At 45.3% G+C, this 21,782-nt stretch carries 30 protein-coding genes and 1 pseudogene; 25 read left to right on the forward strand and 6 right to left on the reverse strand.

The genetic code is table 11. The features are described 5' to 3' along the window. Positions 1-386 precede the first annotated feature (386 nt). From QUA56_RS08765 to QUA56_RS08825, 14 genes are all read left to right on the forward strand, one after another. A complete protein-coding gene (locus QUA56_RS08765) occupies positions 387-2,321 on the forward strand; it encodes a heavy metal translocating P-type ATPase (RefSeq protein ID WP_333355938.1) in 1,935 nt (644 codons plus the stop codon). A gap of 143 nt (positions 2,322-2,464) precedes the next feature. Then, the gene (locus QUA56_RS08770; protein WP_333355941.1) at positions 2,465-2,623 is read left to right on the forward strand and encodes a hypothetical protein; all 159 of its coding nucleotides are present in this window, start codon (positions 2,465-2,467) and stop codon (positions 2,621-2,623) included. Positions 2,624-2,634: 11 nt separating this feature from the next. Beyond that, positions 2,635-3,165: an ISAs1 family transposase gene (locus tag QUA56_RS08775; protein WP_333356201.1), complete on the forward strand. Its 531-nt coding sequence runs from the start codon at positions 2,635-2,637 to the stop codon at positions 3,163-3,165. Further along, entirely contained in the window at positions 3,158-3,637 is a 480-nt protein-coding gene (locus QUA56_RS36780; RefSeq protein ID WP_445242884.1) for an ISAs1 family transposase, read from the forward strand. The genes QUA56_RS08775 and QUA56_RS36780 overlap by 8 nt, the downstream gene beginning before the upstream one ends. A gap of 331 nt (positions 3,638-3,968) precedes the next feature. Continuing rightward, entirely contained in the window at positions 3,969-4,418 is a 450-nt protein-coding gene (locus tag QUA56_RS08780; RefSeq protein WP_333355944.1) for a nitrate reductase associated protein, read from the forward strand. Between the two features lie 6 nt (positions 4,419-4,424). Further along, positions 4,425-4,559: a hypothetical protein gene (locus QUA56_RS08785; RefSeq protein ID WP_333355947.1), complete on the forward strand. Its 135-nt coding sequence runs from the start codon at positions 4,425-4,427 to the stop codon at positions 4,557-4,559. 436 nt (positions 4,560-4,995) lie between these two features. Then, positions 4,996-5,451, forward strand: coding sequence for an ATP synthase subunit I (locus QUA56_RS08790; protein WP_172184531.1), 456 nt, complete (start codon positions 4,996-4,998; stop codon positions 5,449-5,451). 26 nt (positions 5,452-5,477) lie between these two features. After that, a complete protein-coding gene (gene atpB / locus QUA56_RS08795) occupies positions 5,478-6,233 on the forward strand; it encodes a F0F1 ATP synthase subunit A (RefSeq protein WP_333355949.1) in 756 nt (251 codons plus the stop codon). A 146-nt stretch (positions 6,234-6,379) separates the two neighbouring features. Then, complete coding sequence (gene atpE / locus QUA56_RS08800; RefSeq protein ID WP_172184535.1) at positions 6,380-6,625, forward strand: ATP synthase F0 subunit C; 246 nt, start codon at positions 6,380-6,382, stop codon at positions 6,623-6,625. Between the two features lie 26 nt (positions 6,626-6,651). After that, positions 6,652-7,119, forward strand: a complete 468-nt coding sequence (locus tag QUA56_RS08805; protein WP_333355952.1) for a F0F1 ATP synthase subunit B' — start codon at positions 6,652-6,654, stop codon at positions 7,117-7,119. 87 nt (positions 7,120-7,206) lie between these two features. Then, a complete protein-coding gene (locus QUA56_RS08810) occupies positions 7,207-7,734 on the forward strand; it encodes a F0F1 ATP synthase subunit B (RefSeq protein WP_333355955.1) in 528 nt (175 codons plus the stop codon). A 3-nt stretch (positions 7,735-7,737) separates the two neighbouring features. Next, on the forward strand, positions 7,738-8,283 hold the full coding sequence (gene atpH, locus QUA56_RS08815) for an ATP synthase F1 subunit delta (protein ID WP_333355957.1): 546 nt from the start codon (positions 7,738-7,740) through the stop codon (positions 8,281-8,283). 125 nt (positions 8,284-8,408) lie between these two features. Continuing rightward, entirely contained in the window at positions 8,409-9,926 is a 1,518-nt protein-coding gene (atpA, locus tag QUA56_RS08820) for a F0F1 ATP synthase subunit alpha (protein WP_333355960.1), read from the forward strand. A 129-nt stretch (positions 9,927-10,055) separates the two neighbouring features. Beyond that, positions 10,056-11,009 carry a F0F1 ATP synthase subunit gamma gene (locus QUA56_RS08825; protein WP_333355963.1) on the forward strand — a complete coding sequence of 318 codons (954 nt, stop codon included), beginning with the start codon at positions 10,056-10,058 and terminating at the stop codon, positions 11,007-11,009. Between the two features lie 222 nt (positions 11,010-11,231). Here QUA56_RS08825 and QUA56_RS08830 read toward each other — a convergent pair whose 3' ends face one another. From QUA56_RS08830 to QUA56_RS08845, 4 genes and pseudogenes are all read right to left on the reverse strand, one after another. Then, positions 11,232-11,540: a DUF2442 domain-containing protein gene (locus QUA56_RS08830; RefSeq protein WP_333355965.1), complete on the reverse strand. Its 309-nt coding sequence runs from the start codon at positions 11,538-11,540 to the stop codon at positions 11,232-11,234. Positions 11,541-11,566: 26 nt separating this feature from the next. Then, positions 11,567-11,782 (reverse strand): annotated as a pseudogene (locus QUA56_RS08835) (helix-turn-helix domain-containing protein). A gap of 57 nt (positions 11,783-11,839) precedes the next feature. Next, complete coding sequence (locus QUA56_RS08840; RefSeq protein WP_006631112.1) at positions 11,840-12,052, reverse strand: helix-turn-helix domain-containing protein; 213 nt, start codon at positions 12,050-12,052, stop codon at positions 11,840-11,842. A 54-nt stretch (positions 12,053-12,106) separates the two neighbouring features. After that, positions 12,107-12,319, reverse strand: a complete 213-nt coding sequence (locus QUA56_RS08845) for a helix-turn-helix domain-containing protein (protein WP_190735550.1) — start codon at positions 12,317-12,319, stop codon at positions 12,107-12,109. A 116-nt stretch (positions 12,320-12,435) separates the two neighbouring features. On the opposite strand from QUA56_RS08845, the gene QUA56_RS08850 reads away from it, so the two are divergent. The 11 genes from QUA56_RS08850 to QUA56_RS08900 all read left to right on the forward strand — a co-directional run bounded on the left by QUA56_RS08850 (position 12,436) and on the right by QUA56_RS08900 (position 19,292). Beyond that, positions 12,436-12,924 carry a hypothetical protein gene (locus QUA56_RS08850; protein ID WP_333355968.1) on the forward strand — a complete coding sequence of 163 codons (489 nt, stop codon included), beginning with the start codon at positions 12,436-12,438 and terminating at the stop codon, positions 12,922-12,924. A gap of 74 nt (positions 12,925-12,998) precedes the next feature. Next, on the forward strand, positions 12,999-13,271 hold the full coding sequence (locus tag QUA56_RS08855) for a hypothetical protein (RefSeq protein ID WP_333355970.1): 273 nt from the start codon (positions 12,999-13,001) through the stop codon (positions 13,269-13,271). Positions 13,272-13,447: 176 nt separating this feature from the next. Then, complete coding sequence (locus QUA56_RS08860; RefSeq protein WP_333355973.1) at positions 13,448-13,654, forward strand: hypothetical protein; 207 nt, start codon at positions 13,448-13,450, stop codon at positions 13,652-13,654. A gap of 36 nt (positions 13,655-13,690) precedes the next feature. Continuing rightward, complete coding sequence (locus tag QUA56_RS08865) at positions 13,691-14,074, forward strand: hypothetical protein (RefSeq protein ID WP_172184559.1); 384 nt, start codon at positions 13,691-13,693, stop codon at positions 14,072-14,074. 55 nt (positions 14,075-14,129) lie between these two features. Next, the gene (locus tag QUA56_RS08870) at positions 14,130-14,669 is read left to right on the forward strand and encodes a Uma2 family endonuclease (RefSeq protein ID WP_333355976.1); all 540 of its coding nucleotides are present in this window, start codon (positions 14,130-14,132) and stop codon (positions 14,667-14,669) included. 238 nt (positions 14,670-14,907) lie between these two features. Next, positions 14,908-16,089 carry a GTPase gene (locus QUA56_RS08875; RefSeq protein ID WP_333355979.1) on the forward strand — a complete coding sequence of 394 codons (1,182 nt, stop codon included), beginning with the start codon at positions 14,908-14,910 and terminating at the stop codon, positions 16,087-16,089. Positions 16,090-16,242: 153 nt separating this feature from the next. After that, on the forward strand, positions 16,243-16,782 hold the full coding sequence (locus tag QUA56_RS08880; RefSeq protein WP_333355982.1) for a Uma2 family endonuclease: 540 nt from the start codon (positions 16,243-16,245) through the stop codon (positions 16,780-16,782). A 239-nt stretch (positions 16,783-17,021) separates the two neighbouring features. Beyond that, positions 17,022-17,339 carry a 2Fe-2S iron-sulfur cluster-binding protein gene (locus tag QUA56_RS08885; RefSeq protein ID WP_333355985.1) on the forward strand — a complete coding sequence of 106 codons (318 nt, stop codon included), beginning with the start codon at positions 17,022-17,024 and terminating at the stop codon, positions 17,337-17,339. 57 nt (positions 17,340-17,396) lie between these two features. After that, entirely contained in the window at positions 17,397-17,588 is a 192-nt protein-coding gene (locus tag QUA56_RS08890) for a hypothetical protein (protein WP_333355988.1), read from the forward strand. Then, the gene (locus tag QUA56_RS08895; RefSeq protein ID WP_333355990.1) at positions 17,585-18,652 is read left to right on the forward strand and encodes a DUF3326 domain-containing protein; all 1,068 of its coding nucleotides are present in this window, start codon (positions 17,585-17,587) and stop codon (positions 18,650-18,652) included. Before QUA56_RS08890 ends, QUA56_RS08895 begins: the two co-directional genes overlap by 4 nt. Before the next feature lie 46 nt (positions 18,653-18,698). Then, the gene (locus tag QUA56_RS08900; RefSeq protein ID WP_333355993.1) at positions 18,699-19,292 is read left to right on the forward strand and encodes a CPBP family intramembrane glutamic endopeptidase; all 594 of its coding nucleotides are present in this window, start codon (positions 18,699-18,701) and stop codon (positions 19,290-19,292) included. A gap of 346 nt (positions 19,293-19,638) precedes the next feature. Here the strand turns inward: QUA56_RS08900 and QUA56_RS08905 are convergent, their stop codons facing one another. Both QUA56_RS08905 and QUA56_RS08910 read right to left on the reverse strand, forming a co-directional pair. Next, a complete protein-coding gene (locus QUA56_RS08905; protein WP_333355996.1) occupies positions 19,639-20,673 on the reverse strand; it encodes a methyltransferase in 1,035 nt (344 codons plus the stop codon). Positions 20,674-20,987: 314 nt separating this feature from the next. Continuing rightward, a complete protein-coding gene (locus QUA56_RS08910) occupies positions 20,988-21,560 on the reverse strand; it encodes an REP-associated tyrosine transposase (protein WP_333355999.1) in 573 nt (190 codons plus the stop codon). Between the last annotated feature and the right edge of the window lie 222 nt (positions 21,561-21,782).

Here is a 21,782-nt window from a genome sequence, read left to right on the forward strand (position 1 = left end):
ATTCAATTCTCAGCTATCTTGAGTCCTCTTTCAGAGGACTTGCGCTATGAGACAGGGATTTCAATCCCTGTCGGACTGTCGGATGTAACGAATGACAAGTTGAGGGCGAGGGCCTTGAGATTCACCCACAGTCCGCCGGGGATTGAAATCCCCGTCTCATAGCAGAAGTCGGTTAAAACCGACTGAAACATTAAATTCAATTCTCAGCTATCTTGAGTCCTCTTTCAGAGGACTTGCGCTATGAGACAGGGATTTCAATCCCTGTCGGACTCTGGGACTCAACGAGGGGCGAGTTGATGCTGGATTTATTTTGGTTTCACTCTTGACATTGACATTAATGTCAAGGTTTAAGCTACAGGAGTCATTCTACCAAATCAATTTCCCCAATGACTCCCAATTCCCTCCCCATTTCTCGCCTCTCTCGCCTCGCCGCAGAACACCCAGATGCTGTGACTGCCGCCCTGTGCGGAATTCTAGTAATCTTGGGCTCGATCGCGCTGCAATTCGGCTGGCTGGGTTTAGCCGTGTTAATCTTGCCCGCGGCTTATGTTATCGGCGGCTATTCCAGTACCCGCGAAGGCTTAACTACGCTTTTTCAAGAACGCGAATTAGATGTAGATTTGTTAATGATTGTTGCTGCTTTGGGCGCGGCCGGTTTGGGGCTGTGGAGACAAGAATATCATTTAATTGTTGACGGTGCGGTGCTGATTTTAATCTTTGCAATTAGCGGCGCGCTTGAAGGTTATGCTATGCAGCGGACTGAACGCAGCATCCGCAGTTTGATGAGTTTGACTGCGGATACTGCTAGGGTGGTAATATACGGCGGGGAACGGGAAGTTGCGATCGACAAATTGGAAATTGGCGATCGCATTTTAGTCAAGCCCGGAGAAATCATCCCCACAGATGCGATAATTATTGAAGGCTACAGCGCGATCGATCAAGCCTCGATTACGGGCGAATCGCTGCCAGTGGAAAAAACCACCGGCGATGAAGTCTATGCAGGTACAATTAACGGTGCCGGCGCGCTGAAACTCGAAGTTCATAAAACTCCAGAAAGCAGCTTGATTCAGCGAGTGATTCGGCTGGTTCAAGAAGCGCAAACAGCAGCGCCGCCTTCTCAAATGTTTGTGGAAAAATTCGAGCGCGGTTATGCCAAATTAATTGTCGGTTTAGGCTTGCTTATGGCAACTTTGCCGCCCTTTGTTTTGGGCTGGAATTGGGAAGATACCATTTATCGCGCGCTGATTTTCTTAGTAGTCGCATCCCCCTGCGCGCTGATGGCTGCGATTATGCCGGCGCTGCTTTCGGGAATTGCTAATGGGGCGAGACAAGGAATTTTGTTTAAAAGCGGCGCGCAATTAGAGATGATTGGTAAAGTCAGGGCGATCGCCTTTGACAAAACCGGAACTCTCACCACGGGAAAACCCGAAGTTATCCAAATTGTACCAGCCACCGGATATACTGAAACAGAAGTTCTGCAATTGGCTGCAGCCCTAGAAGCTCATTCCGAACACGCGATCGCCTCTGCAATTGTCCGCGCCGCCCAGCAGCAACAGTTACAATTGTCAACCGCTACCGATGTACAAGCCAAAATCGGTCAAGGAATAGTTGGCAAAGTCAACAATCAAATCATTGCAGTTGGTAAAGCCGATTTTGTCGCAGCAACTTCCGAATTGAGTGAAATCAGCCAGCAGTTGCAAGCTGAAGGTAAAACGGTTGTTTGGGTGGCAAAGGGCGATGGCGTCCCGCCCCGCAAGCTACGGCTTTTGGGAATCATTGCAGTAGCAGATACCCTGCGCCCCGAAGCAGCAGCAACGGTAAAACGCTTGCAAAAATTAGGCGTAGAACATATAATTATGCTGACCGGGGACAACAAGCAAACCGCTCAACACATCGCCCGTCAATTAGGCATCAATGAAGTGTACGCCGAACTTTTGCCAGAAGACAAAGTGCAGGCAATTAAACAATTGCAAACCCAGTATCAAACTGTAGCAATGGTGGGAGACGGCATCAACGACGCCCCCGCCCTCGCTCAAGCTTCCGTGGGAATTGCGATGGGGATTTCCGGCAGCGATGTTGCTTTAGAAACTGCTGATATCGTATTAATGGCAGATAAGTTAGAGCAACTAGCTAAAGCAATTAGTTTGGGCCGGCGCGCTCAAAATATTGTCAAACAAAACATTGTTTTTGCACTCAGTTGCATTGTGCTGTTACTGGCTGCCAATTTCCTCGGAAATATCACCATGCCTTTAGGCGTAATCGGTCATGAAGGGTCTACAGTAATAGTCACATTAAGCGGTTTGCGACTGCTGAGAAATTAGATAAATGCGAGGCAGAGGAAGAGTGAAATTCGTTTCCAGGCAAAGCCCATTGGTGACAATTTAACGTTAAACTAACCGTCTCTCTTGTTTATATCGAAGCCTAGAGCCCCCCGGCGCCCCCCTTAACAAGCAGGGTGGATTAATTGTCGCAGGAGCAAGGTATTATAGAAGAGGCGATCGGGTTTGACCCCCTCGCGAGCGACTATCATAACGGGAGTGCATCGCTAATGAACTTAATTGAAGCTATTATTGCAGTTCCCGACCATCGACATCAGCGGGGAATCAGGCATCCCTCTGGCTGATACTAACCATAATTTTATTGGGCAGTTGTACGGGATATTGGGGATATAAGCCATTAGTTGACTTAACCAAAAATCATCGCACAACTCTCATAAAATTATTCGACCTCCCGCCTGATATTCGCTTTCCATCCCACTCAACTTTTAGAAATATAATTCAGTCATTAGATTTTGAGGTAATTGCTGTCCTTTTTAATAGATGGGTGCAACAGACTTTACCGAAACAACCAGGAGAATTGATGGCCGTTGATGGTAAAAACATTAAAAGTACAAGCCTTGGTGGGAATAGCTCTTACCAAAACTTGGTCAGCATGGTTTCTGTCTACAGTCACGAACACGGTTGGGTAGTGCGACATAAAGTCATGGAAAATAAACACAGAAGTGAAATTGAAGCTGTCGAAGAACTCATCCAAGAACTTTCAGGTTGTCAGATAGTAATTACAGCTTCGGCACTGCACTGTCAAAAAAAAACGCAGGCCTTAATTATTGATGGTGGTAATGACTGCATAGTTACCACCCTTAAAAAATCAATCAAGTCTGTTTAAAGCCGCCCAAGAATTAGTCAAATCGACTGAGGCGAGCGACACAATTCAAGCCTCGGAACAGAGTCATGGACGTACCACAACTCGCACTAGCGCAATTTACCCCATACCGGCTCAATTATTACCCTTGTGGGCGGGTGCCAAATACATAATCGCGGTCGAGAGAACAGGCCTGCGATGGCAAGGCAAAAAAAGTCGTCGTCGATTGGTATATTTTAACGAATCACACTATTATTTAAGTAGTAAGGATTGGTCAGCCAGTCAATTTTCGGACGCAATCCGAGGACACTGGTTAATTGAGAATCGACTGCATTGGCCGAAAGATGTGACGTTAAATGAGGATAACTGTATTCATCGGGATGGCAATGCACCTGCTAACTGGGCAATGGTCAGGCAATTTTTAGTGTCTCTAGCTCGGATGAGTGGTACGAATACTATTCCACAAGCTTTAAGATTGATGGCCGTCCCAAGTTGAAAATATTAGCGAGTTGCTTTTCGGTTTTTTGACCCGTGACAAACCAGTTAAATCCTTCGCGAACGCATAGCGCAAATAGTCCAATCCCTTGATTTAATTTTTCAACAATTAATCCACCCTGCCTAATCCCCCGCGGGAGGGGGGGACAAGATTCTTCTCTTTCGTCCCCCAACAACCAGGGGGATGCGAGGGGGATCGAGATATGTGCAACTTCACATTAAATTGGTATAAAATCCAAAATCTAAAATACAATAAAGGGATAAAAGCCCCCAGCTCCCGGCTGTAGAGTAAATCTAAAATCTAAAATCTAAAATCTAAAATTGGTAGATTTATGTTCTTTGAATTTGAAGCTGATTTTGTCGAAGCTCTGCGCTGTATCCCGATGCAGGTACGTCTGAAATTAGATACTTGCGGCATAAAATTAAAGTTGCAGGATTGGAATCATTTTAACCAAGCAGAACGTCAAATCCTTGTAGAGTTACCTTGCTTGACAAATGCAGAAATTATCGATTACCGAGAACAGCTAAACCAACTATTAATTAAACATACAGGCAAACCGGGAACTGATTTGACCGTCGATCAAAATCCCCCGTGGATGGATGGTACAACTGTACCGGAGTCTGTTTCTGCAAAAGCTCAAGAACTCGGCGTTAAAATCACTTTGGAACAGTGGGCGAGTTTGCAGCCGCTACAGCGATTTGCTTTAATTAAGCTCAGTCGATCGAGCCACGAGAATCGAAACTTCATCCCGGCGCTTCAAGAGTTTAAGGTTATTGAATGAGATGGAGTGTCGCACGAACCGTTTCCAGAACCGGATTACCCGATCGCGATCGCAGCTACAAAATACGGCCGCAAGCAGTGGACGGCGACCACCAGCCCGCCGATACACCGTGCTCCGCCACTATCTATCGCCCCTCGCTAGGGACAGCGATTTCTATTTGACCTGAATATAGCAAACAATTAGAATTGTCTGGAGTAAAAAAACACTTTGCCTTTTGTGAGGTTATAACGAGACAATATTACAAATGCTTATGTCCGCAGCCGAAAAACGGTAGCTGTACCAGGGGCGATCGGTCTACGATACAACCGTTGCCCTGCTATGAGCGTAAAACCTTTATGGAGTGAGGGTTTGCAGCGGTTCTGCACGTTGGCCTGGCCCCAGTACCTCAGACAAACCGTTCTCAGAAACCAATCAAAAAATTCATTTTTTTTTAAGTTATGTTACCTGCACGTGGTATTATTCGATCTGAAGTGTACGAGCTGTAACGTTTGTCACACTTGTCGCTACAAGACGGTTTCAACCGAATTAATTGTAGTGGGAGTCAACTAACACCGACTGCTTTGAAAGTCAAGTAACCTTGTCAGATCAATCTCGCGCATCCACCGCCCAAACGCAGGACATCTCTCAGACAGGTTCGTCCGAACCGGAGTCCACTGATGCTATGCAAGATTTCTACAAACTTCAGCAACAGTTGTTTGTAGTCACACTCGCTTTCACGGGAATAATTTTTATCTCTGTGTGGATTTTTTATTCACTCAACATTGCCCTAAATTACTTGATTGGGGCGATCGTAGGTGTGGTTTACTTGAGAATGTTGGCCAAAGACGTTGAGCGCCTCGGCCCGCAAAAGAGGAGTCTGAGTAAAAATCGGTTGGCTGTATTTATTGGGTTGATTGTAGTAGCAACTCAGTGGAATCAGCTACACATTTTGCCGGTATTTTTGGGATTTCTGACATATAAGGGCGCGCTCGTGTTTTATATGCTGCAAAGCCTGTTCATTCCCGATCCCGTCAATGGATCGGGCAGTCGGTGAACCTCCACTGTGTGAACTTCTTGTGAATGGAAATGCTAAATGTCTTAAATGCCTTTAATGCTCTTCCGCTCGCTGTGTTGGAAGTTGGCAAGCATTTCTACTGGCACATAGGCAATCTCAAAGTTCACGGGCAGGTATTCATCACCTCCTGGATTGTGATTGCTCTACTCCTGATAGCTTCCCTGGCCGCAACTCGCAATATGCAGAGAATTCCGCGCGGAATGCAAAATTTCATGGAGTACGCCTTAGAATTCATTCGAGACTTGGCTAGAAATCAACTCGGCGAGAAAGAGTACCGTCCCTGGCTGCCATTTATTGGCACTTTGTTCCTGTTTATTTTTGTATCGAATTGGTCGGGTGCCTTAGTTCCTTGGAAACTAATTAGGTTGCCAGAAGGCGAACTAGCTGCTCCGACCAACGACATCAACACGACGGTAGCACTTGCTTTGCTGACTTCTCTGGCATATTTTTATGCGGGTTTCAGCAGGCGGGGTTTGGGTTACTTTTCTAAGTACATCGAACCAACCCCAATTTTGTTGCCGATCGCGATTTTGGAAGATTTCACCAAGCCTCTTTCCCTGAGCTTCCGTTTATTTGGTAACATCTTAGCGGATGAATTAGTGGTAGCGGTGCTGGTGCTGTTAGTTCCCCTGTTTGTACCTCTGCCCGTAATGATGTTGGGTCTGTTTACCAGTGCGATTCAAGCTTTGGTATTTGCCACCTTGGCAGGAGCTTACATTCACGAAGCATTGGAAGGACACGGCGACGAACACCACGATTAACACTCTGGAATTGGTTAATGGCTAATAGCGATATGTCATTAGTCATCAGTCCAATGACTAATGACTAATGACTAATGACTAATGACTAATTACCAATTACCGATTATCTGTTTTTCAATCTGTACACAAAGTTAAGGAAATTTATCATGAATCCGACAGTTGCTGCTGCTTCAGTTATCGCCGCAGGTTTAGCTATTGGTTTGGGCGCGATCGGACCTGGTATCGGTCAAGGTAATGCCTCCGGTCAAGCAGTAGAAGGTATTGCCCGCCAGCCGGAAGCAGAAGGCAAAATTCGCGGGACTCTCCTGCTGAGCTTAGCATTCATGGAATCCCTGACCATTTACGGTTTGGTTATTGCATTGGTGCTGCTGTTTGCTAATCCCTTCGCTTAATACTGAAGGAATGCAAAAAGGGGCGGATGTCTTTCCGCCCCAACAAAAAGGAGGAACAAAAAGTGTTTGATTTTGATGCAACATTGCCTTTTATGGCGTTGCAGTTCCTAGTTTTGATGGTAGTCCTGAATGCGGTTTTCTATAAGCCCCTGACTAAGATGCTGGACGAGCGGGACGAATACATCCGCAAAACTCAACAGTCTGCTCAGGAACGCTTGGCGAAAGCTCAGAAATTAGCGCAGGAATACGAACAAAAACTGGGAGAAACTCGCAAACAGTCTCAAGCAGTAATTGCTGCGGCTCAAGCAGATGCCCAAAAAATCGCGTCGGCAAAAGTAGCTGAGGCTCAAAAAGAAGCTCAAGTGACGCGAGAGAAGGCAGGGCAAGAGATAGAGCAGCAAAAACAAGAGGCGATGCGATCGCTAGAACAAGAGGTAGATGCCCTGAGCCGACAAATTCTTGAAAAGCTATTAGGCACAGCATTGGTCAAATAGCTCGATCGAACAGTTTTAGATTAGGGGTGAATTCTCAAATCTCAAATCGGTTCATCCAACCTGCACGCGCAATTATGGAAGAGAATCATGGGGACTGTTTTATTGCTAGCCACAGAAGCTAGCACAGAAGGTGGTTTTGGTTTAAATTTCGATATTTTAGAAACCAACCTGATTAACCTGATCGTTGTTATTGGATTGCTGTTTTACTTCGGGCGCGGCTTTTTAGGGAACATCCTCAGCGAAAGACGCTCCGGCATCGAAGAGGCGATTAAAGAAGTAGAAACTCGCCAAAAAGAGGCCGCAGCAGCTCTAGCAGAACAACAGCAAAAATTGACTCAGGCTCAAGCAGAAGCGGAACGGATTCGATCCGCAGCTCAAGAAAATGCTAAAGGGGCAAAAGAAGCAATTCTAGCTCAGGCAGCGCAGGAAGTTGAACGCATGAAAGCAACAGCAGGTCAAGAGTTGGAAGCAGATCGAGAAAGAGCGATCGCCCAACTCAGAGCGGCCGTTGTATCTATGGCATTAGAAAGGGTGGAAGGCCAGCTAAAAACTAGCTTGAACGAAAACGCTCAACACCAATTAATCGATCGCAGCATTGCGTTACTGGGAGGCTAGAAAGTGAGTAAAGTCAGCACCGAAGTCTTACAGCCTTACGCATCCGCTTTGATGTCACTGGCTAAGTCTAACAACCTCTCAGAGCAGTTCGGCGAAGATATCCGCTCCTTGCTGAACCTGCTAGAAAATTCCGAGGAACTGCGCCTGTTTCTAGGCAGTCCACTGGTGAAACCGCAGGATAAAAAAGCCGTAATCGATCGAATAGCGGGCGAAGAAATGAACCCGTTGATGCGGAACTTTTTGCGGCTGTTAGTAGATAAAGGAAGGATTCTTTTTCTAGAAGGAATTGGCAAAAAATACTTGACCGAGCTCCGAGAACTCAACCAAACTGTTTTGGCAGAAGTTACCTCGGCTGTCCCGCTTTCAGAGGCTCAGCAGCAAACTGTGCGCGAGAAAGTGCAGGCGATGACAAGTGCAAGGCAAGTGGAAATTGAAACCAAAATTGACGCAGATTTAATCGGCGGCGTAATTATCAAAGTAGGTTCTCAAGTAATTGATGCCAGCCTGCGGGGACAATTGCGCCGCTTGGGAATTCGCTTGAGTTCTTAATAGTTAATAGCCGAGCGCTATTAGCTAATTTAGTTAGCGGTTAAGGGTTAGCAGTTTTGAACAACTGACAATTGACAACTGACAAATAAAAACTGACAACTGACAAATAAAAACTGACAACTGACATGGCAGCAATCAGACCAGACGAAATTAGCAGCATTATTCGCCAGCAAATCGAGCAGTACGACCAAGATGTTAAAGTCTCTAACGTCGGTACTGTTTTGCAAGTAGGCGACGGCATTGCCCGGATTTATGGCTTGGATAAAGCCATGTCTGGGGAATTGCTAGAATTTGCCGACGGCACCGTGGGCATTGCACTTAACTTGGAAGAAGATAACGTCGGTGCAGTGTTGATGGGACAAGGCCTCGGCATTCAAGAAGGTTCGGCAGTTACTGCTACTGGCAGAATTGCTGAAGTCCCCGTGGGAGAAGCGATGTTGGGACGGGTAGTCGATGCTTTGGCGCGCCCGATCGACGGTAAAGGAGATATTAAAACCACTGAAAGTCGGTTGATTGAATCTCCGGCACCGGGGATTGTTTCTCGCCGTTCTGTTTACGAACCGATGCAAACAGGAATTACCGCTATTGATGCGATGATTCCGGTGGGAAGAGGACAGCGGGAACTGATTATTGGCGACCGTCAAACCGGAAAAACTGCGATCGCGATCGACACGATTATTAACCAAAAATCCGAAAACGTGATCTGCGTTTACGTGGCGATCGGTCAAAAAGCTTCTACAGTAGCTAACATCGTCAACGTCCTGCAAGAAAAGGGCGCGATGGACTACACGATCGTAGTAGCAGCAAACGCTAGCGACCCCGCAACCCTGCAATATTTGGCTCCCTACACAGGTGCTAGCTTAGCCGAGTATTTCATGTACAAAGGCAAGCACACTTTGGTCATTTACGATGACCTTTCCAAACAAGCACAAGCTTACCGCCAAATGTCCTTGTTGCTGCGCCGTCCTCCCGGTCGCGAAGCTTATCCCGGAGACGTGTTTTACCTGCACTCTCGCTTGCTAGAACGCGCTGCTAAATTGAGCGACGATTTGGGCGAAGGCAGCATGACTGCTTTGCCAATTATCGAAACCCAAGCTGGTGACGTTTCGGCTTACATTCCGACCAACGTAATTTCGATTACCGACGGTCAAATCTTCCTTTCTTCTGACTTGTTTAACGCTGGTTTGCGTCCGGCAGTAAACCCCGGTATTTCGGTATCGCGGGTAGGTTCTGCCGCTCAAACTAAGGCGATGAAAAAAGTAGCCGGTAAGGTGAAATTGGAATTGGCGCAGTTTGAAGAACTGGCAGCATTTTCTCAATTTGCTTCTGACTTGGATAAAGCTACTCAAAATCAATTGTCGCGCGGTCAGCGCTTGCGTGAACTGTTGAAACAGCCGCAAAGTTCGCCTCTGCCGATGAACGAACAAGTGGCTGTAATCTATGCCGGTATTAACGGCTACATGGATGACATTCCAGTGGAAAAAGTTAGCAAGTTTACTGTTGGTTTGCGCGACTATTTGCGGACTAGCAAGCCGAAGTACGGCGAAATCGTTCAAGGCGGAAAGGCCTTGACTGATGAAGCTGAGAAGCTGCTCAAAGAAGCCATCGCAGAATACAAGCAAACTTTCTTGGTTTCTGCGTAAATCGAGTTGGAATTTTGAACCGCAGATGAACGCGGATAAACGCAGATAATCTGAAGTTCATCTGCGTTTATCTGCGTTTATTCGCGGTTTTAATTAAAAAGATGCGGGCAAGGGACTAAGGAGAAAATTATGGCAAATCTGAAAACTATTCGCGATCGCATTAAGTCGGTCAAGAACACTAAAAAGATTACAGAAGCAATGCGCTTGGTGGCTGCTGCAAAGGTGCGCCGCGCTCAAGAACAGGTGACTGCAACTCGGCCTTTTGCCGATCGGCTGGCAGAGGTATTGTACGGTTTGGCGGAACGCTTGCAGTTTGAAAACCTGGATTCGCCGCTGCTGAAAAAACGCGAAGTGCGATCTGTGGGACTGTTGGTAGTTTCGGGCGATCGGGGTTTGTGCGGCGGCTACAACAGCAACATCATCAGATACGCCGAAAATCGCGCTAAGGAAATCAAAGCTGAAGGCTTGGACTACAAATACGTGTTGGTAGGACGCAAAGCTACTCAGTATTTCCAGCGCCGCGAACAGCCGATTGATGCTACTTACGCTAACTTGGAACAAATTCCCACAGCACCGGAAGCGGCACAAATTGCTGACGAATTGCTTTCCTTGTTCCTGTCGGGAACTGTGGACAGAGTTGAGCTAATTTACACCAAGTTTGTGTCGCTAATTAGTTCGCGTCCGGTAATTCAAACTTTGCTGCCCCTCGACCCCCAAGGTTTTGAAGTGCAAGACGATGAAATCTTCCGCTTGACTACCAAAGGCGGAGAGTTTCAAGTATCGCGCGAAAAGGTTTCTGCACCTACTAAGAAGAGTTTGCCCCGCGACATGATTTTTGAGCAAGATCCGGCGCAAATTCTGGATGCTCTTTTGCCCTTGTATTTGAACAACCAATTGCTGCGGGCTTTGCAAGAGTCTGCTGCTAGCGAGTTGGCGGCGCGGATGACGGCGATGAACAATGCTAGTGAGAATGCTAGCGATTTGATTGGCAGTTTGACGCTGACTTATAACAAAGCGCGGCAAGCAGCAATTACTCAGGAAATTCTTGAAGTTTGCGGCGGTGCTGAGGCTTTGAACGGTTAGGTTAAGGTTGACAATTTGTTGATTTTATGGTATGCGTCTGGGGGAACTCAGGCGCTTTTTTTTCAACCAACGGAGGACACGGCAATGCCGTTTCCCTACCCAAAATAATCCATCTTTCTCGCTCGGATGCAACCGTCGCCCCATTAATTGTAGGGAAACGGCACTACCGTCTCCTGATTTCAGTTTCGGGTAATATCAATTCCAATGCCACCGAATTTGAGATTAGACTATCTTCCCGCGTTCGTCTAACCACCGCTGAAATGACTTCTGACTTTCTCCAGATGGTTTACCCAGAATGATATTTTTGATGCTAATGTCTTCGTCAAGATCCGGCCAGTGGATTCCCTCATTTCCACCAATAAATCGCCAATTATTGCGTTCGTTTGGTGTGCTGTGCAATAGCCGAGGATACCAAGCTAAAGGAACAGAAATAGTACGACCATCGGATAGATCGACTGTTAGGGAGTCGCCTGTAACAACTACGTTTTGTGCTTGGGGGATTTCTAGCAACTCAACCATTAAAGAAGTCATTCCAACGCGCTAATAACTGCGATCGACTATTCCTGCACAATCTCATACAAATCTTCGATCGACAAATCAAAAGTCCTCGCTTTCCTTGTGCAAGGCTGTCACGTCAACTGTTGCTAATCCGGGCGATCGAGCATAGGTTCTGAGGGTACTGTAGACTACGCCCGATCGCTCAGAAACCTCTGCTAGATCGTCCAGCCTTTCTCGGCAGCCAACTCTCGAACCCGCAATCTAATTAAGCCCATAACCTCTTGAGATGTGATTGATATAAGTCATGCGATTGTACTGTAAAAAGCGATCGACTACTCTTTGACGACCTCAACTAAATCTTCCACCATCACGTCAAAAGTACGTGCCAACTTCAGCAGACAAGTAAAATCAACCATTGCCATTCCCGGAGAACGTGAATAGGTGGTGAGTGTGCTGTAAATGACTCCCGATCGCTCAGAAACCTCTTTGATCGTCCAGCCTTTCTCAGCCGCAAATTCTTTAACCCGCAATCTAATTAAACCCATTGACAAAAAACTAGATTTACTCTGGGATAAAATTTTATCGTAAAAAGCGATCGCTCACTCCTGCACAATTTCCACCAAGTCTTCAATCATTACATCAAAGGTGCGAGCCAATTTGTGTATAGAAATAAAGTCAATGGTTGACACTCCCGGACAGCGGGCGTAGTGTCTGACGGTGCTGTAAATTACTCCCGATCGTTCTGAAACTTCTTTCAGCGTCCAGCCTTTCTCGCTAGCTAGTTCTCTGACTTTTAACCTGACTAAACCCATACTTGACAAATGATGGTACACCATCATAGGATGGTTTTATCGTAAAAAGCGATCGCCCCAACGTCTGGAAAACTTAAAGACGATCGCCTATTCAAATCAAATTCCCATCAAGTGGGATGTATCAACCATTGAAAATTCCCATCAAGTGGGATGTATCAACCATGTTAGCAAGCTTTCGACCAAAATCAACCCCCAGACACAGATTGAGCCGGTTTGTGACAAAAGAGGCGATCGCGCGGCTGCTGAAAATCAAGGTAGAACAAATATATCGCTTCGAGTGCTGGGCGCATATCCTGTACGTGCACGCCAAAGGCATGAGTCGGTTTGTCAGTTATGCCGACTTTCCGCCTGTTTTGGGAGTGGAATTGCCCTCTGGTTTAGATTTTGGTTATTGGAAGCGCCGGATGGCGAGTCAGAAACAGAGACACGCGCCGGATTTTTGGGTGGATTTCTATGTGGCGAGATTTCAGAAAGCTGTTTCTGTTTCTGAATTGTTGGAGTGGGGGGAAATGGTGGGGGTGATTAAATTGATGTTAAGTGCGATCGCCCTGGAGTCGCTGCGAAAGGTTTATGCACAAGAGAAATCTCTGCTGGAAAATTTCTAAGAAGAGCGATCGACTAAAAATAGAAGCAAACAGTCGTAAAATATTGATTGAAAAAAGGTAAAGGAATAAGAACAATGACAACCGAACGCTGGACAGATGAAATGGTGGATGATTTGGCTTCTAATGTAGAGCAAACGACTCGGAATGTCGATATGCTTGTAGGTGCTGTCAATGCTCTTTTAGAAAGAGACTCGCAGCGGGATGAAGAAACGCGACGGCGGGATGAAGAAATGCGGCGGCGGGATGAGGATTTTCAACAGTACAAAATAGAAAACGACCAACGATTTAATACCCTGCTCGAAGAAGTCAGATTTCTCATCAGAAAACTGGGAGAGAATCAATCATAGACTAGCAAGGAAAATTTAAAATCTATTCTTTTCTTCAAAAGCGGCTAATATGTAGCGTCCCTGGGTAAGTCCTGTTTATGTGGCTACAGATACAAGTTGCTTTTTTTAGCAGAGCCAGCTAGACTTTGAGAGATACAATTTTTTCCATGCGCTTCCCCTCGATCGCAGTTAACCCCATGAGTAACCTTTCAAAAATCCCAGGCGGAGGCGATTTACCCGATCGCTATCGGAATGTAGGAGAACAAATCCAAGCATTCTTCGATTTTGCCGAAAACAATCCCGATCGCGCTGTTCCTTTCTTCGTCAACATCTGGGAAACTCAAGCATCACTAACCACGCGGGCTCTAGCGCTACAAGGCTTAGGCGTGGCTGCAAAACACTGACATCACTTTTACTGAGTTTCAATAAAGGAGGTTTTTATGTCTCGCACACTAGATATTTTTGTAGATTTTCCACAGGACATCGAACATTTAATCAAAGAATTAGAGTTTATATTGGCTCTTAAATTAGAGCTGGTTTCTGATGGCATTGACCACTGGTATGAGTTTCGTGACTCAACAATCACTCTTACAGTAGGAAAGCATGATTTTGAAAATGATAAAGAGCTCACATTTGAAGAATACCCTTACAACCTATCAATCAGAGCGCTGAACATCTCGAATGAACTTGATAGAAAAAAGTGGCGAGATGAGTTTGCTAGTTATGTTCTCCACAAGTTGAAAACTACCGAAAGGTATCGTTTAATGCTGGTGGATGACTTACAAGTGAAGTTAGAGGAGTTTGCGCCATTGGTGAAGGTTTGATCGAACATCATACAGGCAAGTTCTGAAACCGATTTGTAAAAACGAGGAAATGACTATGGTCACTGCTACTGCCGCACAGGATAATTTTACTTTAGAAGAGTTCATGGCTCATCCCCCCGACCAGATGGAATGGGTGGACGGACAACTCGTGGAGAAAAATGGAGCCACGCTCAAGCATGGTAAAATTCAATCAAGCCTGGGTTGTGCTTGGGCAAATTACATGATTTCCAGCAAACAAGGAGGAGAAGTTTATATTTCACCACCTTGCCGCACTAACCGACAAATTCGCCGGTCCGATGTCGCTTATCTCACACCAGAATTAGTTGCACAATTTGGCAATCTTGCCACTTTACCCCAAAGTTTCCCTTTAGTTGCCGAAATAGTTTCACCCACCGATATCGCTGAAGATGTCTTTCTCAAAGCAGAGGAATATTTAGAATCTAGCTGTCAGGAAGTCTGGTTAGTTTTTCCCGAAAGTCGTTTAATATTCGTGATGACTCAAAATCAAATATTGACATTTAGATCCGGCGATAGCGCCAGCACCCAACAAATCCTCATAGGTTTTAGCATCGATGTCGATCGATTGCTAGCTTAAACTAAAATTATGAAATCAGAAACTCAGTAGGTTGGGTTGAGTTTACGAAACCCAACACTTTCTGGGATTTGTTGGGTTTCGTGAACTCAACCCAACCTACTACTGAAATCAAATTGTTACAATATATTTAATACTCCCCTGTCCCCCTCAGCTCGGACTTGGTTTATAGAGCCTCCGAATTCTATTCGGTGGTGTTTAATCCAGATTTAATATCCCACCATTATCGGAGCAAACCGCCATGTCAGACGACTTTTCCTTAGACGAGCTTTTAAACAACAGTTACCACGCCTTCAAAGAGGCAGAAAACCAAGTGGGACAGTGCAATGTTTTAGTCATCGGCAAAACCGGAGTAGGCAAAAGTACCCTGATCAATTCCGTTTTTCGCCAACGCTTAGCAGAAACCGGAGTCGGCCGCCCCATCACTCAAGGCATTCGCCAATATACCAAACCGAATTGCCCAATTACAGTCTACGATACTCCCGGACTCGAACTTAACGCCGAACAAATTAAAGTTATTCAATTAAACGTTGCTAAACTGATTGAAGACCAAAGACTCCTGCACCCCAAAGAACACATTCACGTCATATGGTACTGCATCAATCACAGCGCCAATAGAATAGAATCTGTGGAGGAAAGCTGGCTAAAAGAAATGGAAGTCAAAGATGTACCAGTGATTTTAGTGCTGACTCAGACGACATCTAAAAAGCCGAGCGAATTTTTCAAGCAACTGGAACACATGAATTTGCCAGTTAGTCAAATTATCCCCGTCATGGCTGAACCGGAAGAAATTGATGAGGATTATACAGTAAAATCTCACGGTTTAGACAAGTTGGTCGATGCAACTTTTCAACTGCTGCCGGAAGTCGCTAAAAAAGCTTTTGTTAAAGAACAAATTGCAAATATTGCGCTCAAATCTGACATGGCATTTAAGTATTTAAGTGCTTATGTTGCAGGTTCTGCCATTGTCGGTGCGACTCCTGTACCGTTTGCTGATGCGCCGATTTTGATGACGATGCAAACGGCAATGATTGCTAATATTACTGTAATTTTTGGAATGCCCTTTGATAAGGGGTTTATTTCGGCGATGCTTTCTGCTATTAGCGGTGCTGGCGGGGTGACTGCTGTTGGCAGAAGTATTGTGACTAATTTGATTAAAATGATTCCTGGTGCGGGTACTGTTGTCGGCGGTGCTATCTCCGGTGCAACGGCAGCAACTCTCACGCTTGCTCTCGGTTTGGCTTACATTGAAGTGCTTAAAGCTTATATGAAAGCTCAAATTAATGGAGAACAACTTTCTTTGCAGCAGTTAACCAAGATGTTTGTGGATTTGTATAAGGATTATGCAGCTTCTGGGCGGAAAACTTTGAAGGATGAGCAACAGAATCAACCTAAACCTCCCAATCAAATTAATATTGAGTAAATTGGGCATGGGGCATAGGACATGGGGCATAGGGCATAGGGCATAGGTTATTTGTTAGTTCCAATTACGAATTCCCAATTACCAATTCCCAATTACCCATTACCAATTGATTGCTACAATATCAGTGAATTCTGCAACATGGAGTAAATAACTATGGTAATGGTAGCCGTTTTATCAGACAATGTTTCTCTAGAAGACTTTATAGCTAATCCCCCCGACGATATGGAATGGGTGGACGGGCAAATCGCGGAGAAAAATGGCATGACAGTAAAACACAGTCGCATCCAATCTAAACTAGATTATTCTTGGAGAAGTTATAAGATATCTAGCGGACAAGGCGGCGAAGTTTATACAGAAGTTCCTTGTCGTACTGACAGGCGAGTGCGCCGTCCTGATGTAGCTTATCTGACTCCTGAACTTGTTGCTGAATATGGGGATATTCCTACTTTGCCTCAAAGTCCGCCGTTAATTGCAGAAATAGTTTCTCCTACTGATATTGCGGAAGAAATATTTCTGAAAGCACAAGAGTATTTAGATTCTGGTTGTCTGGAAGTTTGGATAGTTTTTCCAGAAAGTTGCTGGATAATGATAATGACTCAAACTCAAAAGTTAACCTTTAACCTTGGTTCTACAGTTAGCACTCAGCTAGTGCTGCCGGGTTTTAGTGTTGCTGTTGAGGAGTTGTTGGCTTGAAGACAAAAATTAGTTAAGTATAAGTGCTTTTTGGCAGAGTTCGCCCGCGAGGCTCGTGATAATTTGTGAAAAAGTCCTTGACAAAATGCCGATCGCCCCAGGCAATTAATAAAAATTTTTAGCAATAAAAAGTGCAGTTGTAAATTTGCACAAAAGCACAAACAGCGGTAAAATACTTATTGCTTTGTTTGCAAATCTAGCGTAAATTCCAACTGGGAATTAAAACCAATAATTGAAATATGTCTAAGACTTACACTGTTGAATTGATCCACCAAGGCAGTACCTATACTGTAGAAGTGCCGGAAGATAAACAAATTCTCCGCGCCGCCAACGCCGCCGGCATTGAGTTGCCTAGTTCATGCAATGCGGGGGTTTGTACTACTTGCGCTGCTAAAATTATTGAGGGTCAAGTCGATCAAGTTGATGGCATGGGCGTTAGTCCCGATCTTCAGGCAGAAGGTTATGTGTTGCTGTGTGTTGCTTATCCCCGATCGAACTTGAAGATAGAAACGGAAAAAGAAGACATTGTGTACGATCGCCAGTTCGGCAAATCCTAGGACTAAGCTAAAATTTAGCTAAGTACCGATCTCCGTAAAACCACTATGGATCGCCCGATGACTACCCATTTCATTTCCGCAGAAGTTGACCTCCACGATACCGCCGAAGAATTGCACTCGGCGATTGAAACTGAACTGCAAAAGTACGGCGAACCCCTGCGGTGGGCAGTCACAGACGTGGATGTCGATCGGCAAAAGGCTGTGGTAGAAGGCTACGTGCTCGTGGAAGCATCCCCCGTAACAGTGTGAACCGGCGCCCTTTAACAGTGGTTTTGATAGTCCCCACAGGCGTTGGAGCCTCGATCGGGGGCTTTGCAGGAGATGCGCTGCCCGTTGCTAGGGCGATCGCCCAAATTTCAGACACCCTGATCACTCACCCCAACGTCCTCAACGGCGCTCAACTTTATTGGCCGATACCTAACGCTCTCTACGTTGAAGGTTACGCCCTTGACAAATTTGCTGCCGGATGCTGGGGCCTGCAACCAGTACATCAAAATCGCATCGGCTTAATCCTAGATTCCGCGATCGAACCAGACTTGCAGTTGCGCCACTTGCAAGCGGCTGATGCAGCGAGAGCTACATTGGGCTTGAATATAACTGATTGTGTTTTAACCGATCGCCCTCTGCAAGTAGAATTGCGTATTTCCGAATCAGGGGCATCCTGGGGGACAATCGGCAATCCCGACAGTTTATTGCGCGCGGCAGAAAAATTGATCGAACAAGCAAGAGTAGAGGCGATCGCAGTTGTGGCCAGATTTCCCGACGATGAAGGCAGCCTCGCCCTCGAAAACTACCGCCGCGGCAAAGGAGTTGACCCCCTCGCCGGCGCGGAAGCTGTCATCAGCCACCTCATCGTCAGGACGTTTAAAATCCCCTGCGCCCACGCCCCGGCGCTGTCTGCGCTTCCCCTCGATCCGCACCTGTCCCCGCGATCGGCTGCTGAGGAAATCGGCTATACTTTCCTACCTTGCGTGCTTGCCGGCCTCAGCAAAGCTCCCCAATTGGTAGCGCCAGAAAGCCAATATCGCAATCAATTATCAATTACCGCCGATCGAGTCGATGCGGTGGTGATACCCGCCACAGCCTGCGGTGGCAGCGCTATTCTGAGTTTGAGCGGGCGATCGTCGGTACAAATCATCGCTGTGGGGGACAACAAAACCCAGATGCAGGCGACTCCAGAAAAACTCGGAATCAAAGCTTTGCAGGTAAACTCATATTTAGAGGCGATCGGAGTTTTGGTCGCTTTGCGGGCCGGCATCAGTCCAGCTTCATTGGGTGCAGACATCTCCTCCCTGCGTTGTTTGTCTGACTAAACTAAACAAATCTAAAATCTCAAACCTCAAATCTAAAAGTTATTAAGTGGCAGAAAAAATTCCCGAAAATCCTGAAATTGAACCCCTGACGCGCACCCAAGTTTTAGTAGCAATGGGCGTGACAGCAATTATGTTGCTGGCGGTAGCTAAATTGTGGTTGCTATTTGGATCGGTATCGCTTTTGCCAGTCAAATTGATAGGAATGGACTTGCTCAAAGGATGTGCGATCGGACTGGCAATTACAGGCGGCAGTGCGATCGTTTATCACCTCTGGCCGGGTTATCGCCGGAGTGCAGACGTTTACTTGGAAGTAGTGCTAAAACCTTTGTTTTGGCCTGATTTAATTTGGCTGGGACTGCTGCCGGGACTTAGCGAAGAATTGCTATTTCGAGGCGTGATGCTGTCTGCTTTGGGATTGAATGTTACCGGTTTAATTTTATCGAGTTTTTGTTTCGGCATTCTGCACTTGGGAGGCATGGATCAGTGGCCTTATGCTGTTTGGGCAACGGCTGTCGGATTGCTGTTGGGTTACAGTGTTTTAGCTACTGGGAATTTGTTAGTGCCAATTACGGCTCATATTTGTACAAATTTGATTTCTAGCTGTGTTTGGAAGTGGGAAAATAATGTCGTGAAGCGGTAGGATAGATGGATATCGACCATAAACCGAGCGATTGAAATCGCTAGCAAGGCGATCGCACAGTTAAAGTGCGATCGTTTTTTAGCTTTGCTGCAACATAATGGTGAGGTATTTGCCTGACACATAGCAAGTTCGATGCTCTGTTTGGACTCGAAATTTGTTCAACTCCCGATAATAGCAATTATGAAAAATATTCCTACAGTCATGAGGTTGGGTCGCACTTCGTTCCACCCAACTTACTTTTGTTATTGTTGCAGAAATTTTCATAATTGCTATAAGAGGATGGAGATTAATTGAGCAATAGGAATTCTACACCAGAATAATCTCGGTGTTTTTAGACCTGGGAATGTCAAGCAGGTTTCGCCTCGATCGCACTTACTGGCCCTTTTGTTTCTATCATATTAGTCACTTTAAACCCTGCGGAGGAAAGTAAATTATAAAATTCATCCTGTGTCCGCATGAAAGTACCCCCCAGAATGAACAAAGTTAAGCTACCCATGCCAATAAATGGCGACATTTTGCCTTCAGGCAACATAAAATCAACAATCATCAGCCGATCTTTAGCTGTCATAGCTTGATAGCAGTTTTTAAGAATTGTAATAGCATGACGATCGTCCCAATTGAGGAGGACACGAGAGAGTAAATAAAGATCGCCACTAGGGGGAACCGCCTCAAAAAAGCTGCCTCCAACTATTTGACACCTATCTGCAACTCCAGCCACTTCCAAAACCGGATTCGCATCAACCACAACATCTTCGCGATCGAACAAAATAGCTTGCATCTTCGGATTCGCATTCAGAATAACAGCCGTTAGGGTTCCAATTCCCCCTCCAACATCCACAAGAGTCTTAACTTCTGAAAAATCATAAGCTTCAAGCAGCGGAAGCAGCCACTCCCTTGTTGTCTCCTTCATCCACTCATTAAAATTTACTGCAGCATCAGAATTCTGCTTCAAATAGCTATAAAAATTAGTCTTAAAAGTATGTTCAAATGGAGTTTCTCCAGTCTTTATACCGTAGAGTAAATTTCCCCATCCCTGATATAGTTCATCACCCATTGCCATCACTGTACCTCGTAAAGAATCAGAAGTACCAGTTAGAAGATGTTTTCCCAGAGAATTTAAGCAAAACTTTTCATTATCTTCCAGATAAAACACACCAACACTTACTAGCATACGCATCAGGTGATAAATACCCTGAGAATTTACACCAGCAGCTTTCGCAAGTTCATCAGCAGTCTTAGAACCGTCACTCAGAATATCTGCAATTTCCAGTTTTGCCGCTACAAAAAGAGCCTGGGATATTTTAAACCCATACATCATTTCTAGTAGCAATGACGCTGAGTTTTCGCCTTCTGGTTGTGCATTCTCTGTATATAAAGTCATAAGTTATCCTTAAAAAATCATCTATTTAAAAATTGCAGAGGTACGTAGTTGGGCTTTAGCCCTCTTAGGGATGAACCAACTACAGAGGTACGTAGTTGGGCTTTAGCCCTCTTAGGGATTAACCATAACTACTTACAGAGGTACGTAGTTGGGCTTTAGCCCTCTTAGGGATTAACCATAACTACTTACCTTTTAAGAGGGATTAACCATAACTACTTACCTTTTAAGAGGGCTGAAGCCCAACTACTTACCTTTTAAGAGGGCTGAAGCCCAACTACTTACCTTTTAAGAGGGCTGAAGCCCAACTACTTACCTTAATCATCCCATCCTTTTCCATAATCTCTTACCGGATATTCTACCCATGCACTTCTTAGCCACTCTCTTCCATGATACTCTAAATACCAATGTACGCTACTCGCTGACCAATCATAAGGAGATTTTGCCCAGCCATGTTTGACAGGATTGTAATGGATATAATTAATGGTGGTATAATAATGTCTTTCCGAACGAATAGCGCGATCGCTAAACGAATGCCACACTTTACCTGTAAGATTCTCCTCAAGATTCCATTGTCGAGCTAACGGGCCGTGAATGGAACGAAAGAGTACACTTAAGTGTGACATATTAACATGACGTACTAAGAGATGATAATGATTTGGTAAAACTACCCAAGCATTAATTTCTATACCATTTGAAATAAAAGTCTCAAAAATTATATCTAAAAGTTGCTGACGGCGTTCCTGAGTATTAATGCGAAATTTATGCTCAAAACAACTAACTGTAAGATGGTAAAATTCAGAATCTTGCACTGGATGAGGTGGAGAATGAGCAGGATATCCCTTAGCCAACCTTTGATTGACAAGTTGCACCCGTTCTTCTAGTGTCAATTTACGATATTCATACATAAAGGTAAGTAGTTGGGCTTTAGCCCTCTTTAAAAGTAAGTAGTTGGGCTTCAGCCCTCTTTAAAAAGTAAGTAGTTGGGCTTCAGCCCTCTTTAAAAAGTAAGTAGTTGGGCTTTAGCCCTCTTTAAAAAGTAAGTAGTTGGGCTTCAGCCCTCTTTAAAAAGTAAGTAGTTGGGCTTCAGCCCTCTTTAAAAAGTAAGTAGT

This window comes from Microcoleus sp. N3A4, from assembly GCF_036701805.1.
GTDB lineage: Bacteria > Cyanobacteriota > Cyanobacteriia > Cyanobacteriales > Microcoleaceae > Microcoleus.